Source organism: Streptomyces sp. NPDC007863 (assembly GCF_040633895.1).
In the GTDB taxonomy this organism is placed as follows: Bacteria; Actinomycetota; Actinomycetes; order Streptomycetales; family Streptomycetaceae; genus Streptomyces.
Window position 1 is genome coordinate 21,433 of record NZ_JBEYEI010000005.1, and the last position, 17,261, is coordinate 38,693.

The following is a 17,261-nucleotide window of genomic DNA, read 5'->3' on the forward strand; positions in this document are numbered from 1 at the left end:
TCTCCGGGACGTGCCAGGATCGGGGGTGCCATGACTTCCATCGATGCCCCCGCCTCCCTGTCCCTCCCCGCCGCCCCCCGCGCCGCCGCCGGCACGGCCTCGGCCGGCACGGCCTCGGGCCGTACGACCGCCGCCGGCAGCGGCGCGGCGCCGGCCGTCGTCGACCCGGCCGAGCTGCACGGGCCGGTCCTCGCCTGGTTCGACCGGCACGCCCGTGACCTGCCCTGGCGCCGCCCCGAGGCCGGTGCCTGGGGCGTCATGGTCAGCGAGTTCATGCTCCAGCAGACGCCCGTCGTGCGGGTGCTGCCGGTGTACGAGCAGTGGCTGGCGCGCTGGCCGCGCCCGGCCGACCTGGCCGCCGAGCCGCCCGGCGAGGCCGTCCGCGCCTGGGGCCGGCTCGGCTACCCGCGCCGGGCCCTGCGGCTGCACGCGGCGGCCGTGGCGATAAGGGACCGGCACCGCGGCGACGTGCCCAGCGACCACGGGCAGCTCCTCGCGCTCCCCGGCATCGGCGAGTACACGGCCGCCGCCGTGGCCTCCTTCGCGTACGGGCAGCGCCACGCGGTCCTCGACACCAATGTGCGCCGGGTCCTCGCCCGCGCGGCGAGCGGCGTCCAGTACCCGCCGAACGCCACCACCGCGGCCGAGCGGCGCCTCGCCCGCGAGCTCCTCCCCGACGACGAGGCCACCGCCGCCCGCTGGGCCGCCGCCTCCATGGAGCTGGGCGCCCTGGTCTGCACGGCGAAGAACGAGGACTGCGGGCGCTGCCCGGTCTCGGACCGGTGCGCCTGGCTGCTCGCCGGCAAGCCGGCCCACGACGGCCCGCCCCGCCGCGGCCAGACCTACGCGGGCACCGACCGCCAGGTCCGCGGCCGGCTCCTCGCCGTGCTCCGTGACGCCCCCGGCCCCGTCCCGCAGTCCGCGCTCGACGCGGTCTGGGACGAGCCGGTGCAGCGCGGCCGGGCCCTGGACGGCCTGGTCTCGGACGGTCTGGTGGAGCCGCTGGACGGCGGCCGGTACCGGCTTCCGCTGACCTGAGGTACCCGCCGGGACCCGAGACACCCGCCGGCGCGGGGAGGCCCGGTCTACCCACCCGCCGCCTCCCCGAAACACCCGCCCGGCGGCCGCTGTTACACAACCGATGGGTAGCCGTGCGTCCACCGACGGCTGCCTCGCACAGGCCCGTGACAAGCGCTCCGTAGCGTCGTCGACGACACGGAGGACAAGCAGGTCACGGGGATGTGGAGGCAGCCGGGATGAGCCAGGGCGAGGTGCTCGACTTCGAGGAGTACGTCCGCACGCGGCAGGACGCGCTGCTGCGCAGCGCGCGCCGGCTCGTCCCGGATCCGGTCGACGCGCAGGACCTGCTCCAGACCGCGCTGGTCCGCACGTACGGCCGCTGGGACGGGATCGCGGACAAGTCGCTGGCCGACGCGTACCTGCGCCGGGTCATGATCAACACGCGGACGGAGTGGTGGCGGGCGCGCCGCCTCGAAGAGGTCCCGACCGAGCAGCTGCCGGACGCGCGCGTGGAGGACCCGACCGAGCAGCACGCCGACCGGGCCCTGCTCATGGACGTCCTGAAGGTGCTCGCGCCCAAGCAGCGCAGCGTCGTGGTGCTGCGGCACTGGGAGCAGATGAGCACGGAGGAGACCGCGGCGGCCCTCGGCATGTCGACGGGTACGGTGAAGTCGACGCTCCACCGCGCGCTCGCCCGGCTCCGCCAGGAGCTGGAGAGCCGCGACCTGAACGCCCGCGCCCTGGGGCGGCCCGTGGAGCGGACCGGTGGACAGCGGCCGGCCACGGCGGCCGTGCGAGGTGACGAGGGGGGACCCGAGCGGTGCGCGGCCTAGACGACGGCGACGTCGACGGCGTCAGAACCCACGACGGAAGAACCGGCGCCGGCGGGACCGGCGCCGGTTCCGGCGGTGGGGCGGCGCGGGCGGTGGGTCCCAAGGCGGCGGGTGTCACGGCGATGGCCGGGCTCGCCGCCCTCGGCCTGTTCGTGGCCGCGTGCTCCACGGGCGGCACCGGCTCCCGTGACGAGGGCGCGGCACGCGCCGACGCGACGGCCGCCGCCGCCCCCACGCCGTCCGCCGCCGCCTCGGGCTCCGGCGCGGACCCGGGAGCGGCGAAGGCGGCGCCCCGGGTGGACCCGGTGGCGCTCCTCAAGGGCGATCCGAAGATCGGGGCGCGGGTGAAGGCCGACCTGAAGCCGTGCGTGGCCGACGCGTACCCGGTGGACACCTCGTACGGCAACCTCACCGACGGCTCCGTGCCGGACGTCGTGGTCAACGTGATGACCTGCGGCGACGCGGTCGGGATCGGTACGTACGTGTACCGCGGCAAGCCCGGCGGGGGCACCGGCGCCGACGGCTACGAGAACGTCTTCATGGCCGAGGACGCGGCGGTCTACGGCACCATCGACCGCGGCGACCTGATCGTCACGAAGCAGGTGTACGCGGAGGGCGACCCGGTCGCCTACCCGTCGGGCGAGGACGTGATCACGTACCGCTGGTCGGGGAAGAGGTTCGCCCAGCACGACTGGGTGCACAACGACTACAGCCGCGGCGTCGGCGAGGGCGGCGACGGGACCGGCGAGGTGCCGGAGCCGGTGCCCAGCCCGTCCGCCGCCGCCGGCTGACCGGCGCTCCTCCCCGTCCCCCTCCCGCCGTTCCGTCCCACCCACCACCGCCGAAGGATCCGCACGATGGCCGAGACCCATGTCCTGTTCGTCGAGGACGACGACGTCATCCGTGAGGCCACCCAGCTCGCCCTGGAGCGGGACGGCTTCCGCGTCACCGCGATGCCCGACGGGCTCTCCGGCCTGGACGCCTTCCGCGCCCACCGGCCGGACATCGCGCTCCTCGACGTGATGCTGCCGGGCATGGACGGGGTCAGCCTCTGCCGCCGCATCCGCGACGAGTCGACCGTTCCGGTGATCATGCTGTCGGCGCGCGCCGACTCCATCGACGTCGTCCTCGGCCTGGAGGCCGGGGCGGACGACTACGTCACCAAGCCCTTCGACGGCTCCGTGCTGATGGCCCGCATCCGGGCCGTGCTGCGCCGCTTCGGCCACGCGGCCGGCAACGGCGCGGGCGACGCGGACGGGGCGGCGGCCGGCGACGGCGGGCCGCTGGTCTTCGGCGACGGGGACCTGGAGGTCGACACCGAGGGCATGGAGGTGCGCCGGGGCGGTACTCCGGTGGCGCTGACGCCGACCGAGATGCGGCTGCTCCTGGAGTTCTCCTCGGCGCCGAACACCGTGCTCTCCCGCGACAAGCTCCTGGAGCGGGTCTGGGACTACGGCTGGGGCGGCGACACCCGGGTCGTCGACGTCCACGTGCAGCGGCTGCGCGCCAAGATCGGCCAGGACCGGATCGAGACGGTCCGCGGCTTCGGCTACAAGCTCAGGGGCTGATCGGTGAGAGCGCTTCCGCTCCGCACCGGCGTCCGCTGGAAGATCGCCCTGGCCATCGCGGCGGTCGGCGCGCTGATCGCGGTCACCCTCAGCGTGGTCGTGCACAACGCCGCCCGGATCTCGATGCTCGACAACGCGCGCGAGGTGCAGATGGAGCGGCTGCTCTTCGCCCAGCGCCTCTACGAGACCTCCAAGCCGAAGGAGCCGCGCTTCGGCGCCAAGATCAACGACCCGGCGCTGCCGGACCAGCTCGACGAGCTGATGCGGGACCAGCGGCGGGGCACGTACGTGCAGGAACACCGGCACGGCGGGCCGCCGGACGTGTGGGCGGCGGTGCCGCTGGCCAACGGCGACGTGCTCTCGCTGCACATCCCCTTCGCCGACCGCAGCGCCACGATCATGAAGGACCTCGACCGGGCGCTGGTCATCGGCTCGGTCTCGGTGGTCTTCGGGGGCTGCGCGCTCGGCATCCTCGTCGGCGGGCAGCTGTCCCGGCGGCTGCGGAAGGCCGCGGCGGCGGCCGGGCGGGTCGCCCAGGGCAACGGCGACGTCCGGGTGCGGGACGCCGTCGGCGGAGTCGTACGCGACGAGACCGACGACCTGGCGTGGGCGATCGACTCGCTCACCGACGCGCTGAACGAGCGGATCGAGGCCGAGCGGCGGGTCACCGCGGACATCGCGCACGAGCTGCGCACCCCGGTGACCGGGCTGCTGACGGCGGCCGAGCTGCTGCCGCCGGGCCGCCCGACCGAGCTGGTACGGGACCGGGCGCAGGCGATGCGGACGCTGGTCGAGGACGTCCTGGAGGTGGCCCGGCTCGACGGGGCCTCGGAGCGGGCGGAGCTCCAGGAGATCGCGCTGGGCGAGTTCGTGGACCGGCGGGTGCGGTCGATGTTCCCGGACGCGGAGGTCCGGGTGGTCCACGAGTCCTGGGTGTCGACCGACCCGCGCCGCCTGGAGCGGATCCTCGGCAATCTGCTGGCGAACGCGGCCAAGCACGGCAGGGGTCCGGTGGAGGTCACCGTCGAGGGCCGGGTGGTGCGGGTGCGGGACCACGGCCCCGGTTTCCCGGAGGCGCTGCTCCGCGAGGGCCCGAGCCGCTTCCGTACGGGCACGAGCGACCGCGCGGGCCAGGGCCACGGCCTGGGCCTGACGATCGCGGCCGGTCAGGCGCGGGTCCTCGGCGCCCGGCTGACCTTCCGGAACGTCGCCTCGGAGGGCTCGCCGGAGGGTGTCGGCGGGGCGGTCGCGGTGCTGTGGCTGCCGGACCACGCGCCGACGAACACGGGCAGCTTCCCGATCCTGCGGCTGCCGGTGTAGACGGGGTACGCGCGCGTGGGGCCCGGATTCGAGGAATCCGGGCCCCACGCGCGCGTGCCGACGGGATCAGACCGTCTCGGCGACCTTGGCCGTGCCCTCGTCGGCCGGCTTCTCCGCCGTCGCGGGGCCGGCGCCGCGCAGCGCCACCTCCTTGACGAAGAAGGCGAGGACGAAGCCGGCCACCGCGACCGCCGAGCCGACGAGGAAGGCGGAGTGGGTGCCGGCGGCGACGGCGTGCTGATAGGCCTCGCGCAGCGCCTCCGGCAGCTTGGCCAGGCTCGCGGCGTCGAGCTGGGCGGTCCGCTCGGTGAGGGCGGAGCCGCCGCCGGCGGCCATCTCGTCCTGGACCCGGCTGGTGAAGAGGGCGCCCATGATGGCGACGCCGAAGGAGGAGCCGAGGGTCCGGAAGAGGGTGGTGGAGCTGGAGGCCACGCCCATGTCCTTCATCTCGACGCTGTTCTGCGCGACGAGCATGGTGATCTGCATGAGGAAGCCCATGCCGGCGCCGAGCAGGGCCATGTACACGCCGGAGAGCAGGCGGCCCGTGCCGGTGTCCATGGTGGAGAGCAGGAAGAGGCCGGCGATCATCAGGGCGCCGCCCGCGATGGGGAACACCTTGTACTTGCCGGTGCTGGTGGTGACGCGGCCGACGACCAGCGAGACGACCATCATCGACAGGAGCATCGGCAGGAGCAGCAGGCCGGAGTTGGTGGCCGAGGCGCCCTGCACGGACTGCTGGAAGATCGGCAGGTAGAGGACGGCGCCGAACATGACGAAGCCGGTGATGAAGCCGATCAGCGACATGAGCGTGAAGTTGCGGCTGCGGAAGATGTGCAGCGGCATGATCGGGTCGCTCGCGCGGGTCTCCACGTACAGGAAGGCGGCGAGGGAGAGCGCGCCGCCGGCCGCGAGGCCGACGATGGTGGCCGAGCCCCAGGCGTACTCGGTGCCGCCCCAGGTGGTGACGAGGACGATCGCGGTGATGCCGACGGTCAGCAGCGCGGCGCCGAGGAAGTCGATCCGGGTGCCGGCCGCCCGCCGCTTCTTCGGCAGGTGGAGGACGGCGGTGACCATGGCGAGGGCGACGGCGCCGAGCGGCAGGTTGATGTAGAAGGACCAGCGCCAGCCCCAGTGGTCGGTGATGGTGCCGCCGACCAGCGGGCCGCCGATCATGGCGAGGGCCATCACGCCGGCCATCATGCCCTGGTACTTGCCCCGCTCCCGGGGCGGGATCAGGTCGCCGATGATCGCCATGACGCCGACCATGAGACCGCCGGCGCCGAGGCCCTGGACGGTGCGGAAGCCGATGAGCTGGCCCATGTCCTGGGCCATGCCGCTGAGCGCCGAGCCGATCAGGAAGATCACGATCGAGGTGAGGAAGACGCCCTTGCGGCCGTACATGTCGCCGAGCTTGCCCCAGATGGGGGTGGAGGCGGCGGTGGCCAGGGTGTAGGCGGTGACGACCCAGGAGAGGTGCTCCAGACCGCCGAGCTCGCCGACGATCGTCGGCATCGCGGTGCCGATGATCATGTTGTCCAGCATCGCGAGGAGCATCGCGATCATGAGGGCGAGGAGGACCACGCGCACGCTGCGCTGCGCCTCCGGCTCCCCCTGCGTCTGTTTCGATGGTGCGGTGTCCGTCATGGCCGTCCCCTTACTTGCCGCCCGGCTAGTTACTACACTGGGGACGGTAGGCGCGTCACTTGCCGGTCGTCAAGTAAGTTTTGTGGAAAGTGGGAGTGAACAGCCATGGCCCGAGGCAACACCCGCCAGCGCATCCAGGACGTGGCTCTCGAACTCTTCGCCGAGCAGGGATACGAGAAGACCTCGCTCCGGGAGATCGCGGAACGCCTCGACGTCACCAAGGCCGCGCTGTACTACCACTTCAAGACCAAGGAAGACATCATCATCGGGATCTTCCAGGATCTGACGCGCCCGATGGACGAGCTGCTCGCCTGGGCCGCCGAGCAGCCGCGCACCCTGGAGACCAAGCGGGAGATCCTGCGCCGCTACCAGCTCTGCCTGCTCGCCGCGACCCCGCTGTTCCGCTTCATGCACGAGAACCAGGCGACCGTGCGCGAGCTGAGCATCGGCCTCACCTTCAAGGAGCGGCTGCTCGCGCTCTACGAGTTCATCGAGCAGCCCGAGGCCCCGATGAAGGACCGGGTCCGCGCCATGAGCGCGGTCTTCACCCTGCACGCGGGCACCTTCTTCATGCAGAACGAAGAGGACGACCCCGAGGAGAGGCAGGAAGCCGTCCTCGAGGTCGCCCTCGATCTGATCGAGCAGGCCCACCGGGCCTGACACGCGTCAGCGTCAGATGGTCACGCCGTGGGTCCGCAGGAACGCGGCCGGGTTGATGGCGGAGCCGTAGTTCGGGGTCGTACGGATCTCGAAGTGCAGGTGCGGGCCGGAGGAGTTGCCGGTGTTGCCCGAGAGGGCGATCTGCTGGCCGGCGGCGACCTTCTGGCCGATGTGGACCTTGATCTTCGACAGGTGGGCGTACTGCGAGTACGTGCCGTTGGCGTGCTTCACCACGATGGCGTTGCCGTACGCGGGGCCGTCGCCGCCGCCGTTCGGGCCGGCCTTCACGACGGTGCCGGCGCCGGCGGCCTTGACCGGGGTGCCGGTCGGGACGGCGAAGTCCTGGCCGGAGTGCTTGTGGGCCCACATGGCGCCGCCCTGGTTGAAGCTGGCGCTGAGGGCGTACGAGGCGACCGGCTTGACCCAGCCCTTGGCCTTCTTCGCGGCGGCGGGCTTGGCGGCGGCCTTCTTGGCCGCGGCCTTCACCTGGGCGGCCTTGGCGGCCTGCGCCTTGGCGGCCTTCACCTGGGCGGCGGCCTTGGCCTGGGTCTCGGCCTGCGCCGCGACGGCGGCGGCCGCGGTACCGGCGACCGGGGCGGCCTTGCTCTCGGCGGCGAAGGCGGACCCGGCTCCGGCCACCAGCGTCGCTCCCAGACCCGCGGTGGCGAGGGCGACGGCGGTGGTGCGGACGGCGGGGTTCATGACGCGCTTCGACATACGGGGGAAGACCTCCGGGAAGAACGGGACCCGACGCGATCGGTGCGTTGCGCCGGGCTGGCTGTTCCTTGGTAACCCGCCACCCAGGTCATCCCAAAACACCCCATCTACGACACGAGGTCGTAGCGATCTCCCCAGGAATACGACCCTTGACGCCCGGGACACCCACCCCTCAAATCGGACATAACAACCCAAGATTCCGGGTTTAAGCCCATGTCGCCGGGGCCCGGAAAGGCCCGAAAGGCGGCGCCCCGCCCGATTCGAGCCGCTCGGGACCTCCGTCCCGATGGTTGCCCCCTGAACGTCCCGATTCACCCCTTATCGACACTACGATCCCGTCTAGTACCCCTCGAAAGCCCTGTGCCGCTTGTCACCGCGCACCCCCTGCCACTGCGACCTGGGTCACGCAACCCGAGCCGCCCGGAGACCGTCCCGCACTACGCTGACGGCATCCGGGGACGTACGGGGGGACAGACATGGAACCGGCACTCATCGGCACGCGCCTCGCGTCGGCCGCGATCGGTCCGCTGCTGAAGAAACTGCTGGCCGGCGACGTACCAGGGGCCGGGCTCACCGGCGCGGACCGCCCCGTGCGGCTCGCCTCCCTCCTCTCCTTCCGCGGCGAGAAGCGCACCCTCACCGAGAAGGACGTCGCGAAACTGGCCGCGACGCTGGTGGCCCGCACCTGCGAGGGCCCCGGCGAGCGGCCCTTCCCCGCCGACGAGACCGAGGCCGTCACCGACGCGCTCACCGCGAACCTGCTGGCCCTCGGCGACCTCGACATGGACGACGTCCAGGCCGTCCACCTCGGCCACGAGGCCCTCGCCCGGCGCCTGCGCGCCGCCGCGCCCGCCCCCGACGGCCTCTCCGCGGACTCCGTCCACTACCTGGAGACCGCCACGGCCTGGGCCTGCCGCCACCTCCTGGAGTTCTTCACCAGCCGCCCCTCCTTCGTCGCCCGCACCCTGGTCGAACAGACCCGCGGCCAGGCCGCGCTCTCCACGAAGCTCGACGCGGTGGCCGCCGCGAACCCCGGCCCGCTCGCCGAGGACGCCGCCTTCGAGCGCCGCTACCTCGCCCACCTGGCGAAGAAGCACGGCCGGCTGACGATCTACGGCATCGACCTGCGCGACTCGTCGGCCGAGTGGCCCCTCGACATCGCCTACCTCTCGCTGGAGGCGGCCGGCCAGGACCTCCACCCCCCGCGCGACCACGCCGCAGGGCCCGTCCGGGCCGACCTCGCCCTCGCCCGCCACGACCGGGTCCTCCTGCGGGGCCTCGCCGGCTCCGGCAAGACCACCCTCGTCCAGTGGCTGACTGTCTCCGCGTCCGCCCCCGGCCACGCGGAAGGCATGGCCTACCTCCACGGCCGCATCCCCTTCGTCCTCCCCCTGCGCACCCTCACCCGGCACGGCGAACGGCTCCCCGCCCCCGACCGCTTCCTCACCGCCACCGGCTGCCCGCTCACCCCGCCCGACGGCTGGGCCGACCGGGTCCTCGCGGCCGGCCGCGGCCTCGTCCTCGTCGACGGCATCGACGAGATCCCCGAGGCCGAACGCGGCCGGGCCCGCGACTGGCTCCGCGACCTCACCGGCGCGTACGAGGGCAACCGCTGGCTCGTGACCTCCCGCCCCACCGCCGTGGACGGCGACTGGCTCGCCGGTGACGGCTTCACCGAGCTGACGCTCTCCCCCATGACCCGGGCCGGGGTCGCCACCTTCGTACGCCGCTGGCACCGGGCCGCCGGGCCCGACGCCGCCCCGTACGAGCAGCCGCTCCTCGACGCCCTGCGCGGCGACTCACCCGTCGCCCAGCTCGCCACCAACCCCCTCATGTGCGGTCTCATCTGCGCCCTCCACCGCGACCGGCGCGGCTACCTGCCGCGCGGCCGCAAGGCGCTCTACGAGGCCGCCCTCGCCATGCTGCTCTCCCGCCGCGACCGCGAACGGGACATGGGGACCCCGTACGGCATCGCCCTCGACGAGGCCCCGCAGATCCAGCTCATCCAGCGCCTCGCGTACTGGCTCACGCGCAACGGCCGCACCGAGATCGACCGGGCCCGCGCCGAGACGATCGTCGCGGAGGCCGTCCCCGCCGTGGCCGCCGACTGCCCTCCCGATCAGGTCTTCACCCATCTCCTGCACCGCAGCGGACTGCTCCGCGAGCCGACCGCCGACACCGTCGACTTCGTCCACCGCACCTTCCAGGACTACCTGGCGGCCAAGGCGCTGGTGGACAACTGGGACATCGGCGTCCTGGTCGAGCACGCCTCCGACGACCAGTGGGAGGACGTCATCCGCATGGCCGTGGGCCACGCCCGGCCCCGCGAGTGCGCGGAGATCCTCCGCGAACTCCTGAGGACGGCGGACGCGGCGGAGAAACGCGCGACGCAGCTGCGCGTCCTGGTGCTCGCCGCGACGGCCCTGGAGCACGCCACGGAGGTCTCTCCCGAGATCCGCGCGGAGATCCTGGCCCGGACGGCCGAGATCGTGCCGCCCCGCTCCTTCGACGAGGCCCGCCAGCTGGCGACGGTCGGCCCCGCGGTGCTGCGCCTGCTCGGCGGAGCCGGGGAACTGGACGAGCGGTCCGCCACCTACTGCGTGACCGCGGCCTCCCACATCACGGCCGAGGCCGCCGTCCCCTATCTGGCCCGCTTCGCCGGCCACCCGTCGTTGATGATCCGGTCCCAGCTGGTCCACGCCTGGTCGCGCTACGACACCCGCCTCTACGGCGAGGAGATCGTCGCGCGTCTCGATCCGACGGACCTGCGGTACAGCGTCGCCGGCGACGAGCAGGCGGACGAGCTGCTCCGGCTGGGGCTGCGTCCGTCCCGGCTGGACATCCGCGAGGGGCTCTCGGACGCGGCACTCGCCCGGCTTCTCGCCGCCTGCGACCCCGTCACGCTCCACCTCCAGCGCGCCGGCGGGCGGGCCGACCTCTCCGCCCTGTCCGGCCTGACGCGCCTGACCTCCCTCACCCTGGAGACGGACGACGACACCGTGTGGTCCGTCGGCGACCTGCCCGCGGCCGCCCCGCTCGCCCACGTCGAGCTTCCTGAGAGCTGGCCGAGGGAGGGGCTCGCCGGCCTCGCCCGGCTCGGGAACCTGACCTCGCTCCACCTGTTCCAGACGGACCCGCTGGACGCCGGCACCTGGCGGGCCCTCGCCTCCCTCCCGGCGGTGCACACCCTCTCGCTGACCGAGACCGACCTCCAGAGCTGCCCCGAGCACCTCGCTCTCGACGGCGTACGGACGGTCCGGCTCGCCTACTACGACGCGCCCGCGCTCGACGAGCTGCCCCGGATCTTCCCGTCCATGGAGGAGCTGGAACTCCTCAACGAGGGAGGCGCCGTCCCGGACGTCGCCCCGCTCGCCGTCCTCCGCTCCCTGCGGCAGGTCCGCACGGACAGCACCGTCACGGGCGCCGAGGCGCTGGGGGCCTGGGTCGGGCGGTACTGACCCCACGCGAAGGGGCGGCCCCGGAACCGTGAGGGTTCCGGGGCCGCCCCTTTACGTACTGCTACCGCTTACGCGTCCTTGGACAGGTTCGGGCCCGTGTCGCCCGCCGCGACCGGGGGAGCGTCGGGCAGGGCCGACTTCTCCTCGCCGCGGAAGGTGAACTTCTGCTCGTCGCCCTCGCCCTCGGTGTCCACGACCACGATGTGGCCGGGACGCAGCTCGCCGAAGAGGATCTTCTCGGAGAGCGAGTCCTCGACCTCGCGCTGGATCGTCCGGCGCAGCGGCCGGGCGCCCATGACCGGGTCGTAGCCCTTCTTGGCGAGGAGCTCCTTCGCGGACTGGGAGAGCTCGATGCCCATGTCCCGGTCCTTGAGGCGCTCGTCCACGCGGCCGATCATCAGGTCGACGATCTGGAGGATGTCGTCCTGGGTCAGCTGCGGGAAGACGATGATGTCGTCCACACGGTTGAGGAACTCGGGGCGGAAGTGCTGCTTCAGCTCCTCGCTGACCTTCGCCTTCATCCGCTCGTAGTTGGACTTCGTGTCGCCCTGGGCGGCGAAGCCCAGGTTGAAGCCCTTCGAGATGTCCCTGGTCCCGAGGTTGGTCGTCATGATGATGACCGTGTTCTTGAAGTCCACGACCCGGCCCTGGGAGTCGGTCAGGCGACCGTCCTCCAGGATCTGGAGCAGGGAATTGAAGATATCGGGGTGGGCCTTCTCGACCTCGTCGAAGAGGACGACGGAGAACGGCTTGCGGCGCACCTTCTCGGTGAGCTGGCCGCCCTCTTCGTAGCCGACGTATCCGGGCGGCGAACCGAAGAGACGCGAAACCGTGTGCTTCTCGCTGAACTCCGACATGTCGAGGGAGATCATCGCGTCCTCGTCGCCGAAGAGGAATTCGGCGAGGGCCTTCGAAAGCTCGGTCTTACCGACACCGGACGGACCGGCGAAGATGAACGAGCCACCGGGACGCTTCGGGTCCTTCAGGCCGGCACGGGTACGGCGGATGGCCCGCGAGAGGCCGATGACGGCGTCCTTCTGGCCGATGACGCGCTTGTGGAGCTCGTCCTCCATGCGGAGCAGACGCGAGGACTCCTCCTCGGTCAGCTTGAAGACCGGGATGCCGGTGGCGGTCGCGAGGACCTCGGCGATCAGCTCGCCGTCGACCTCGGCGACGACGTCCATGTCGCCGGCCTTCCACTCCTTCTCCCGCTTGGCCTTCGCGGCGAGGAGCTGCTTCTCCTTGTCGCGCAGGGACGCGGCCTTCTCGAAGTCCTGCGAGTCGATCGCGGACTCCTTGTCGCGGCGGACGCCGGCGATCTTCTCGTCGAACTCGCGGAGGTCCGGCGGCGCGGTCATCCGGCGGATGCGCATCCGGGAGCCGGCCTCGTCGATCAGGTCGATCGCCTTGTCCGGGAGGAAGCGGTCCGAGATGTACCGGTCGGCCAGGGTCGCGGCCTGGACGAGGGCCTCGTCGGTGATGGAGACGCGGTGGTGCGCCTCGTACCGGTCGCGCAGGCCCTTGAGGATCTCGATGGTGTGCGGCAGCGACGGCTCGGCGACCTGGATGGGCTGGAAGCGGCGCTCGAGGGCGGCGTCCTTCTCCAGGTACTTGCGGTACTCGTCGAGCGTGGTGGCACCGATGGTCTGGAGCTCGCCGCGGGCCAGCATCGGCTTGAGGATGCTGGCGGCGTCGATCGCGCCCTCGGCGGCGCCCGCACCCACGAGGGTGTGGAGCTCGTCGATGAACAGGATGATGTCGCCGCGGGTGCGGATCTCCTTGAGGACCTTCTTCAGGCGCTCCTCGAAGTCACCGCGGTAGCGGGAGCCGGCGACCAGCGCGCCGAGGTCGAGGGTGTAGAGGTGCTTGTCCTTGAGGGTCTCGGGCACCTCGCCCTTGACGATGGCCTGCGCCAGGCCCTCGACGACGGCGGTCTTGCCGACGCCGGGCTCGCCGATGAGGACCGGGTTGTTCTTGGTGCGGCGGGACAGCACCTGCATGACCCGCTCGATCTCCTTCTCGCGCCCGATGACCGGGTCGAGCTTGGACTCGCGAGCGGCCTGCGTGAGGTTGCGGCCGAACTGGTCGAGGACCAGGGACGTCGAGGGGGTGCCCTCGGCAGGGCCGCCGGCGGTGGCGGCTTCCTTGCCCTGGTAACCGGAGAGCAGCTGGATGACCTGCTGCCGCACCCGGTTGAGATCGGCGCCCAGCTTCACGAGGACCTGGGCGGCGACGCCCTCGCCCTCGCGGATCAGGCCGAGCAGGATGTGCTCGGTGCCGATGTAGTTGTGGCCGAGCTGGAGGGCCTCGCGGAGCGAGAGCTCCAGGACCTTCTTGGCGCGAGGGGTGAAGGGGATGTGGCCGGACGGGGCCTGCTGGCCCTGGCCGATGATCTCCTCCACCTGCTGGCGGACCGCCTCGAGCGAAATCCCGAGGCTCTCCAGGGCCTTAGCGGCGACACCCTCACCCTCGTGGATAAGGCCCAGAAGGATGTGCTCGGTGCCGATGTAGTTGTGGTTGAGCATCCGGGCTTCTTCCTGAGCCAGGACGACAACCCGCCGCGCGCGGTCGGTGAACCTCTCGAACATCGTTAATCGCTCCTCAGAGCGGTCAGTCAGTTAGGGGTCGATCCCCTCCCTGTCCTTCCGCAGCTTAGTCCCGCAAGCGGGGACCGCTCATTCCAACTGCCGACATCCGTCCGGATCACCCCCTTGTCCCTGGGGTGCCTCGCTGCCGAACAGCCGACAAATGCTCCAACTCGATGGTGCGAGACGATGTTCCCGCAGGCCAAGTAGTTACCCCCGCCTTGAGTACGCCGATGGCGAACGCGAGACGGACCGGCCGTACGAGTCACCCCTCTCCACTAGGAATGTCTTACCCGTAGGGTCCGACACTCCATGCGGCACACCCGGGTTCCCTCCGCTACCAGCGAACAGAGTTGCGTCGCCGAATGCGCTCGTACGCCCCATTACCGGACACCTCGGGTACCCGGACCGGAACGTTACGTCACCGGTGGCGCACGGGGCCGTAACCAACTCGGCCCCCCGGGAGTTCCCCGGGCATGGCCCTCACCGTCCCGTCTCCCCGCTCGCCGCTCGACGGCGGCCGGGAGCTCGCGCTCTGGTACGAGCGGGAGCTGGGGTGGGCGACGGTGCCGGGTCCGCCGGCGCAGCTGGTGACGGGGCTCCGCTTCGACGTCCTCGAACTGCCCGCCGCGGCCGGCCGGGGGGTGCTGCGCCGGGTGGGCGCGGCGACCGGTCCGGTGGCCCTCCTGGGGCGCCGGATGCGGCTGCTCGTGGCCGCGGGGAGCGCGGAGGAGCTGCCCGGCCTGCTGGAGTGGCTGGAGTGGGGCGGGATCTCACTGGACCTCGTGGCGCTGGGCGCCGACGGCCGGATGACCGCTCCCCCGCCGCCGGGGCGGGGCGGATCCGGCGCGCCGGGCGTCGGCGCCTGGCTGCGGGCCCCCGAGCCGGGGCGCGAGGTGGAGTCCTCGCTGCCGGCTCCGCGGTCCGGGCCGTGGGGCCGTGCGGAGGCCCCGTGTCTGACGCGCCTGGTGGCCGCGGCCGCGGTGGAGTGCCACCGGCTGCGGCTGCTGAGCGCCCGGGCCGGCGGACCGGCGGGCCGACGCGGGACGCCTCAGCGGTTCGCGTCCTCGTAGGCCGCCTTGACGTGGGCGGGGACGCGGCCGCGGTCGTTGACCTCCATGCCGTTCTCCTTGGCCCAGGCGCGGATCTTCGCCGTGTCCTGGCTGCCGGAGGCGGCCACGCGGCCCTTGCCGCGGCCCGCGGTGGTGCGGCCGCCGGTGCGGCGCCCGCTCGTGGTGTACGGCTCGAGCAGGCCACGGAGCTTCTCCGCGTTGGCGGTGGTGAGGTCGATCTCGTAGGTCTTGCCGTCCAGCGCGAACGTCACGGTCTCGTCCGCCTCGACGCCGTCGAGGTCGTCGACAAGAAGGACCTGAACCTTCTGTGCCACCGGATTTCCTTTCATCGAAAATGCAGTACGCGGAAAGGAAACCGCTTTTCCCGGAAAAACACAAACCCCTGGGAGAGGTTCAGATCCCCGGGAACGCGGGAAACATGCGCGATTCGGACATAGGGTTCCACCGGGGTTCCAGCGGGGTTCCGCCGGGGGGATAGGTCACAGGTGCAGAAGCATCCGGCTGTTGCCCAAGGTGTTCGGCTTCACTCGTTCGAGACCGAGGAACTCGGCGACACCCTCGTCATAGGAACGGAGGAGCTCGGCGTAGACATCTCCGTCGACGGGGGTCTCACCGATCTCGACGAAGCCGTGCTTCGCGAAGAACTCGACTTCGAAGGTGAGACAGAAAACCCGGCGCACACCGAGCCAGCGCGCGGTCTGCAACAACTTGGTGAGCAGCTGATGACCGACGCCGGCGCCCTTGAACTCGGGATCGACGGCGAGCGTGCGGACTTCCGCGAGGTCTTCCCACATGACGTGGAGTGCGCCGACTCCGACGACCTCCGCGTCCTCGTCGCGTTCCGCGACCCAGAACTCCTGGATGGCCTCGTAAAACGTCACCGTCGCCTTGTCGAGGAGGATGCCGCGGCGCGCGTAGGGGTCGACCAGACGTCGCACGGCGGCGACGTCGGAGGTGCGGGCACGGCGTACGGTGACGGCTTTCGACATGGGGGGACGGTACCGCTAGGAGGGCGCCGGTCCGCCCTCGCCCTCCTCGGGCGGGGCGGGGAGCGGGTTGTCGCGCTGGACGATCCGGATGGCGTCGTTCAGGGACTCGCGCTGTTCCGGGGACATCATCCCGAAGAAGGCGACGAGGGCGGCGGCGGGGTTGTCGCTCTGCGCCCAGGCCTCGTTCATCAGGGCGGCCGAGTAGGCGGCGCGGGTGGAGACCGCCGTATATCGATAGGCGCGGCCTTCGACTTCCCGGCGCACCCAGCCCTTCTGATGGAGATTGTCCAAGACGGTCATGACGGTGGTGTAGGCGATGGAGCGTTCCTGCTGGAGGTCTTCCAGGACTTCCCGGACGGTCACCGGGCGGTTCCATTGCCAGATGCGCGTCATGACGGCGTCTTCGAGTTCTCCCAAGGGGCGCGGCACAGGCTCACCCTAGTGGGAGGTAACGGGAATAACGGTTATTGGCGGTCGAAGCGCGGCCGTAGCGCGCGACGGCCCGTCGTCATGCGCCGCAACGCCTCATCACACGACAAAAGGGGCGCCGACCGCTGACGGTCGTACGCCCCTCGGGGTCCTGCGGGTGCTACGCGTCGGGGCCGTCCGGCTGGCGGGCGGCCTCCGCACGGGCCAGGGCCGCGTCGACCGCGGCGTCCTCCTTGGCCTTGTTGGGGCCGCCCTGCGTCTTGACGATCACGACGATGAGGGCGATGAAGAACCCGGCCATCACGACGGGCGGCACGAGCGCGGAGACGTAGTCCATGCCGACCAGAGTAGCTAGCCCGCGACCCGTTCCTCGGGTGGGGGCGGGGGAACCGGGCGGCGGCGTGGCGGGAAGACCTCGGAGGGCTTGGGGACCGGTCGCTCGGAGGGGGTCGGGGTCGGCGGCTTGGGACGGGGCTCCTGGGCGGCGCGGCCGCCGGGCAGGGAGAGCAGCCGGGCGCGGGAGGCGGACGGGACGCTCGCGGTGGCCTGGGAGACGCGGGCGAGACGGGCCCGCACGGAGCGCTCGGCGAGGACCTGGCAGCGGTCGAGCAGCCGGGCGGCGGCCGGGTTGGCGCGCAGGGCGCGCAGGGCGGCGAGGTCGTCGGCCCCGGGGTCGTACCCGCCGGCCAGGGCCTCCTCCAGGAGCTCCAGGTAGCCGGTGAGCGAGCCGGGGAGACTCTCGCGGTAGCGGACCAGGTCGGCGAGGAGGAAGGCGCGCAGCCGGCCTGCCTCGCACACCGCCTCGTCCACGGAATCGGCCAGACGGAGGGCGTCACGGACGTCCTCGTCCGGGAGGGGGACGGGGTGGAGGGCGTTGGCGAGGGCGCGTCGGAGCACACGCAGCTCGTCCGCGCTGAACGCCATGCCGCCGCGGGATCCGTAGGGCGTGGGCATGGGGCGACGAT

16 protein-coding genes are annotated in these 17,261 nt (G+C 72.1%); 8 read left to right on the forward strand and 8 right to left on the reverse strand.

Annotated features, from left to right (window positions below; genetic code table 11):
- Positions 1–30 precede the first annotated feature (30 nt).
- The 5 genes from ABZ621_RS09285 (at position 31) to cseC (ending at position 4,741) form a co-directional block, all read left to right on the forward strand.
- On the forward strand, positions 31–1,038 hold the full coding sequence (locus ABZ621_RS09285) for an A/G-specific adenine glycosylase (protein WP_360602329.1): 1,008 nt from the start codon (positions 31–33) through the stop codon (positions 1,036–1,038).
- A 218-nt stretch (positions 1,039–1,256) separates the two neighbouring features.
- Complete coding sequence (locus ABZ621_RS09290; protein WP_360602331.1) at positions 1,257–1,853, forward strand: SigE family RNA polymerase sigma factor; 597 nt, start codon at positions 1,257–1,259, stop codon at positions 1,851–1,853.
- Entirely contained in the window at positions 1,841–2,644 is an 804-nt protein-coding gene (locus tag ABZ621_RS09295) for a hypothetical protein (RefSeq protein ID WP_360602333.1), read from the forward strand. The genes ABZ621_RS09290 and ABZ621_RS09295 overlap by 13 nt, the downstream gene beginning before the upstream one ends.
- 66 nt (positions 2,645–2,710) lie before the next feature.
- Positions 2,711–3,421 (forward strand): two-component system response regulator CseB, encoded by a 711-nt coding sequence (gene cseB / locus ABZ621_RS09300; protein ID WP_360602335.1) that lies wholly within the window; start codon positions 2,711–2,713, stop codon positions 3,419–3,421.
- A gap of 3 nt (positions 3,422–3,424) precedes the next feature.
- Positions 3,425–4,741, forward strand: coding sequence for a two-component system sensor histidine kinase CseC (gene cseC / locus ABZ621_RS09305; RefSeq protein ID WP_360602337.1), 1,317 nt, complete (start codon positions 3,425–3,427; stop codon positions 4,739–4,741).
- A 66-nt stretch (positions 4,742–4,807) separates the two neighbouring features.
- On the opposite strand, the gene ABZ621_RS09310 is transcribed toward cseC, so the two are convergent.
- Complete coding sequence (locus ABZ621_RS09310) at positions 4,808–6,385, reverse strand: MDR family MFS transporter (RefSeq protein WP_360602339.1); 1,578 nt, start codon at positions 6,383–6,385, stop codon at positions 4,808–4,810.
- Positions 6,386–6,490: 105 nt separating this feature from the next.
- Here ABZ621_RS09310 and ABZ621_RS09315 point away from each other — a divergent pair, with 105 nt between their 5' ends.
- Positions 6,491–7,045: a helix-turn-helix domain-containing protein gene (locus ABZ621_RS09315; RefSeq protein WP_360602341.1), complete on the forward strand. Its 555-nt coding sequence runs from the start codon at positions 6,491–6,493 to the stop codon at positions 7,043–7,045.
- A gap of 12 nt (positions 7,046–7,057) precedes the next feature.
- Here ABZ621_RS09315 and ABZ621_RS09320 read toward each other — a convergent pair whose 3' ends face one another.
- On the reverse strand, positions 7,058–7,762 hold the full coding sequence (locus tag ABZ621_RS09320) for a M23 family metallopeptidase (protein ID WP_360602343.1): 705 nt from the start codon (positions 7,760–7,762) through the stop codon (positions 7,058–7,060).
- 476 nt (positions 7,763–8,238) lie between these two features.
- On the opposite strand from ABZ621_RS09320, the gene ABZ621_RS09325 reads away from it, so the two are divergent.
- Positions 8,239–11,220, forward strand: coding sequence for an NACHT domain-containing protein (locus ABZ621_RS09325; protein WP_360602345.1), 2,982 nt, complete (start codon positions 8,239–8,241; stop codon positions 11,218–11,220).
- A gap of 68 nt (positions 11,221–11,288) precedes the next feature.
- Here ABZ621_RS09325 and ABZ621_RS09330 read toward each other — a convergent pair whose 3' ends face one another.
- Positions 11,289–13,808, reverse strand: a complete 2,520-nt coding sequence (locus ABZ621_RS09330) for an ATP-dependent Clp protease ATP-binding subunit (RefSeq protein ID WP_360602347.1) — start codon at positions 13,806–13,808, stop codon at positions 11,289–11,291.
- Positions 13,809–14,281: 473 nt separating this feature from the next.
- Here ABZ621_RS09330 and ABZ621_RS09335 point away from each other — a divergent pair, with 473 nt between their 5' ends.
- Positions 14,282–14,878 carry an SCO3374 family protein gene (locus ABZ621_RS09335; RefSeq protein ID WP_360602349.1) on the forward strand — a complete coding sequence of 199 codons (597 nt, stop codon included), beginning with the start codon at positions 14,282–14,284 and terminating at the stop codon, positions 14,876–14,878.
- On the opposite strand, the gene ABZ621_RS09340 is transcribed toward ABZ621_RS09335, so the two are convergent.
- The 5 genes from ABZ621_RS09340 to ABZ621_RS09360 all read right to left on the reverse strand — a co-directional run bounded on the left by ABZ621_RS09340 (position 14,857) and on the right by ABZ621_RS09360 (position 17,220).
- Positions 14,857–15,192, reverse strand: a complete 336-nt coding sequence (locus tag ABZ621_RS09340) for an Lsr2 family protein (RefSeq protein ID WP_189944495.1) — start codon at positions 15,190–15,192, stop codon at positions 14,857–14,859. The two genes, ABZ621_RS09335 and ABZ621_RS09340, sit on opposite strands and share 22 nt — an antisense overlap.
- 165 nt (positions 15,193–15,357) lie before the next feature.
- Entirely contained in the window at positions 15,358–15,867 is a 510-nt protein-coding gene (locus ABZ621_RS09345; protein WP_150229043.1) for an amino-acid N-acetyltransferase, read from the reverse strand.
- Between the two features lie 15 nt (positions 15,868–15,882).
- Positions 15,883–16,296: a BlaI/MecI/CopY family transcriptional regulator gene (locus ABZ621_RS09350; RefSeq protein WP_360602352.1), complete on the reverse strand. Its 414-nt coding sequence runs from the start codon at positions 16,294–16,296 to the stop codon at positions 15,883–15,885.
- 160 nt (positions 16,297–16,456) lie between these two features.
- On the reverse strand, positions 16,457–16,633 hold the full coding sequence (locus ABZ621_RS09355; RefSeq protein WP_360602354.1) for a hypothetical protein: 177 nt from the start codon (positions 16,631–16,633) through the stop codon (positions 16,457–16,459).
- A gap of 14 nt (positions 16,634–16,647) precedes the next feature.
- On the reverse strand, positions 16,648–17,220 hold the full coding sequence (locus tag ABZ621_RS09360) for a hypothetical protein (RefSeq protein WP_360602992.1): 573 nt from the start codon (positions 17,218–17,220) through the stop codon (positions 16,648–16,650).
- Positions 17,221–17,261: the final 41 nt, after the last annotated feature.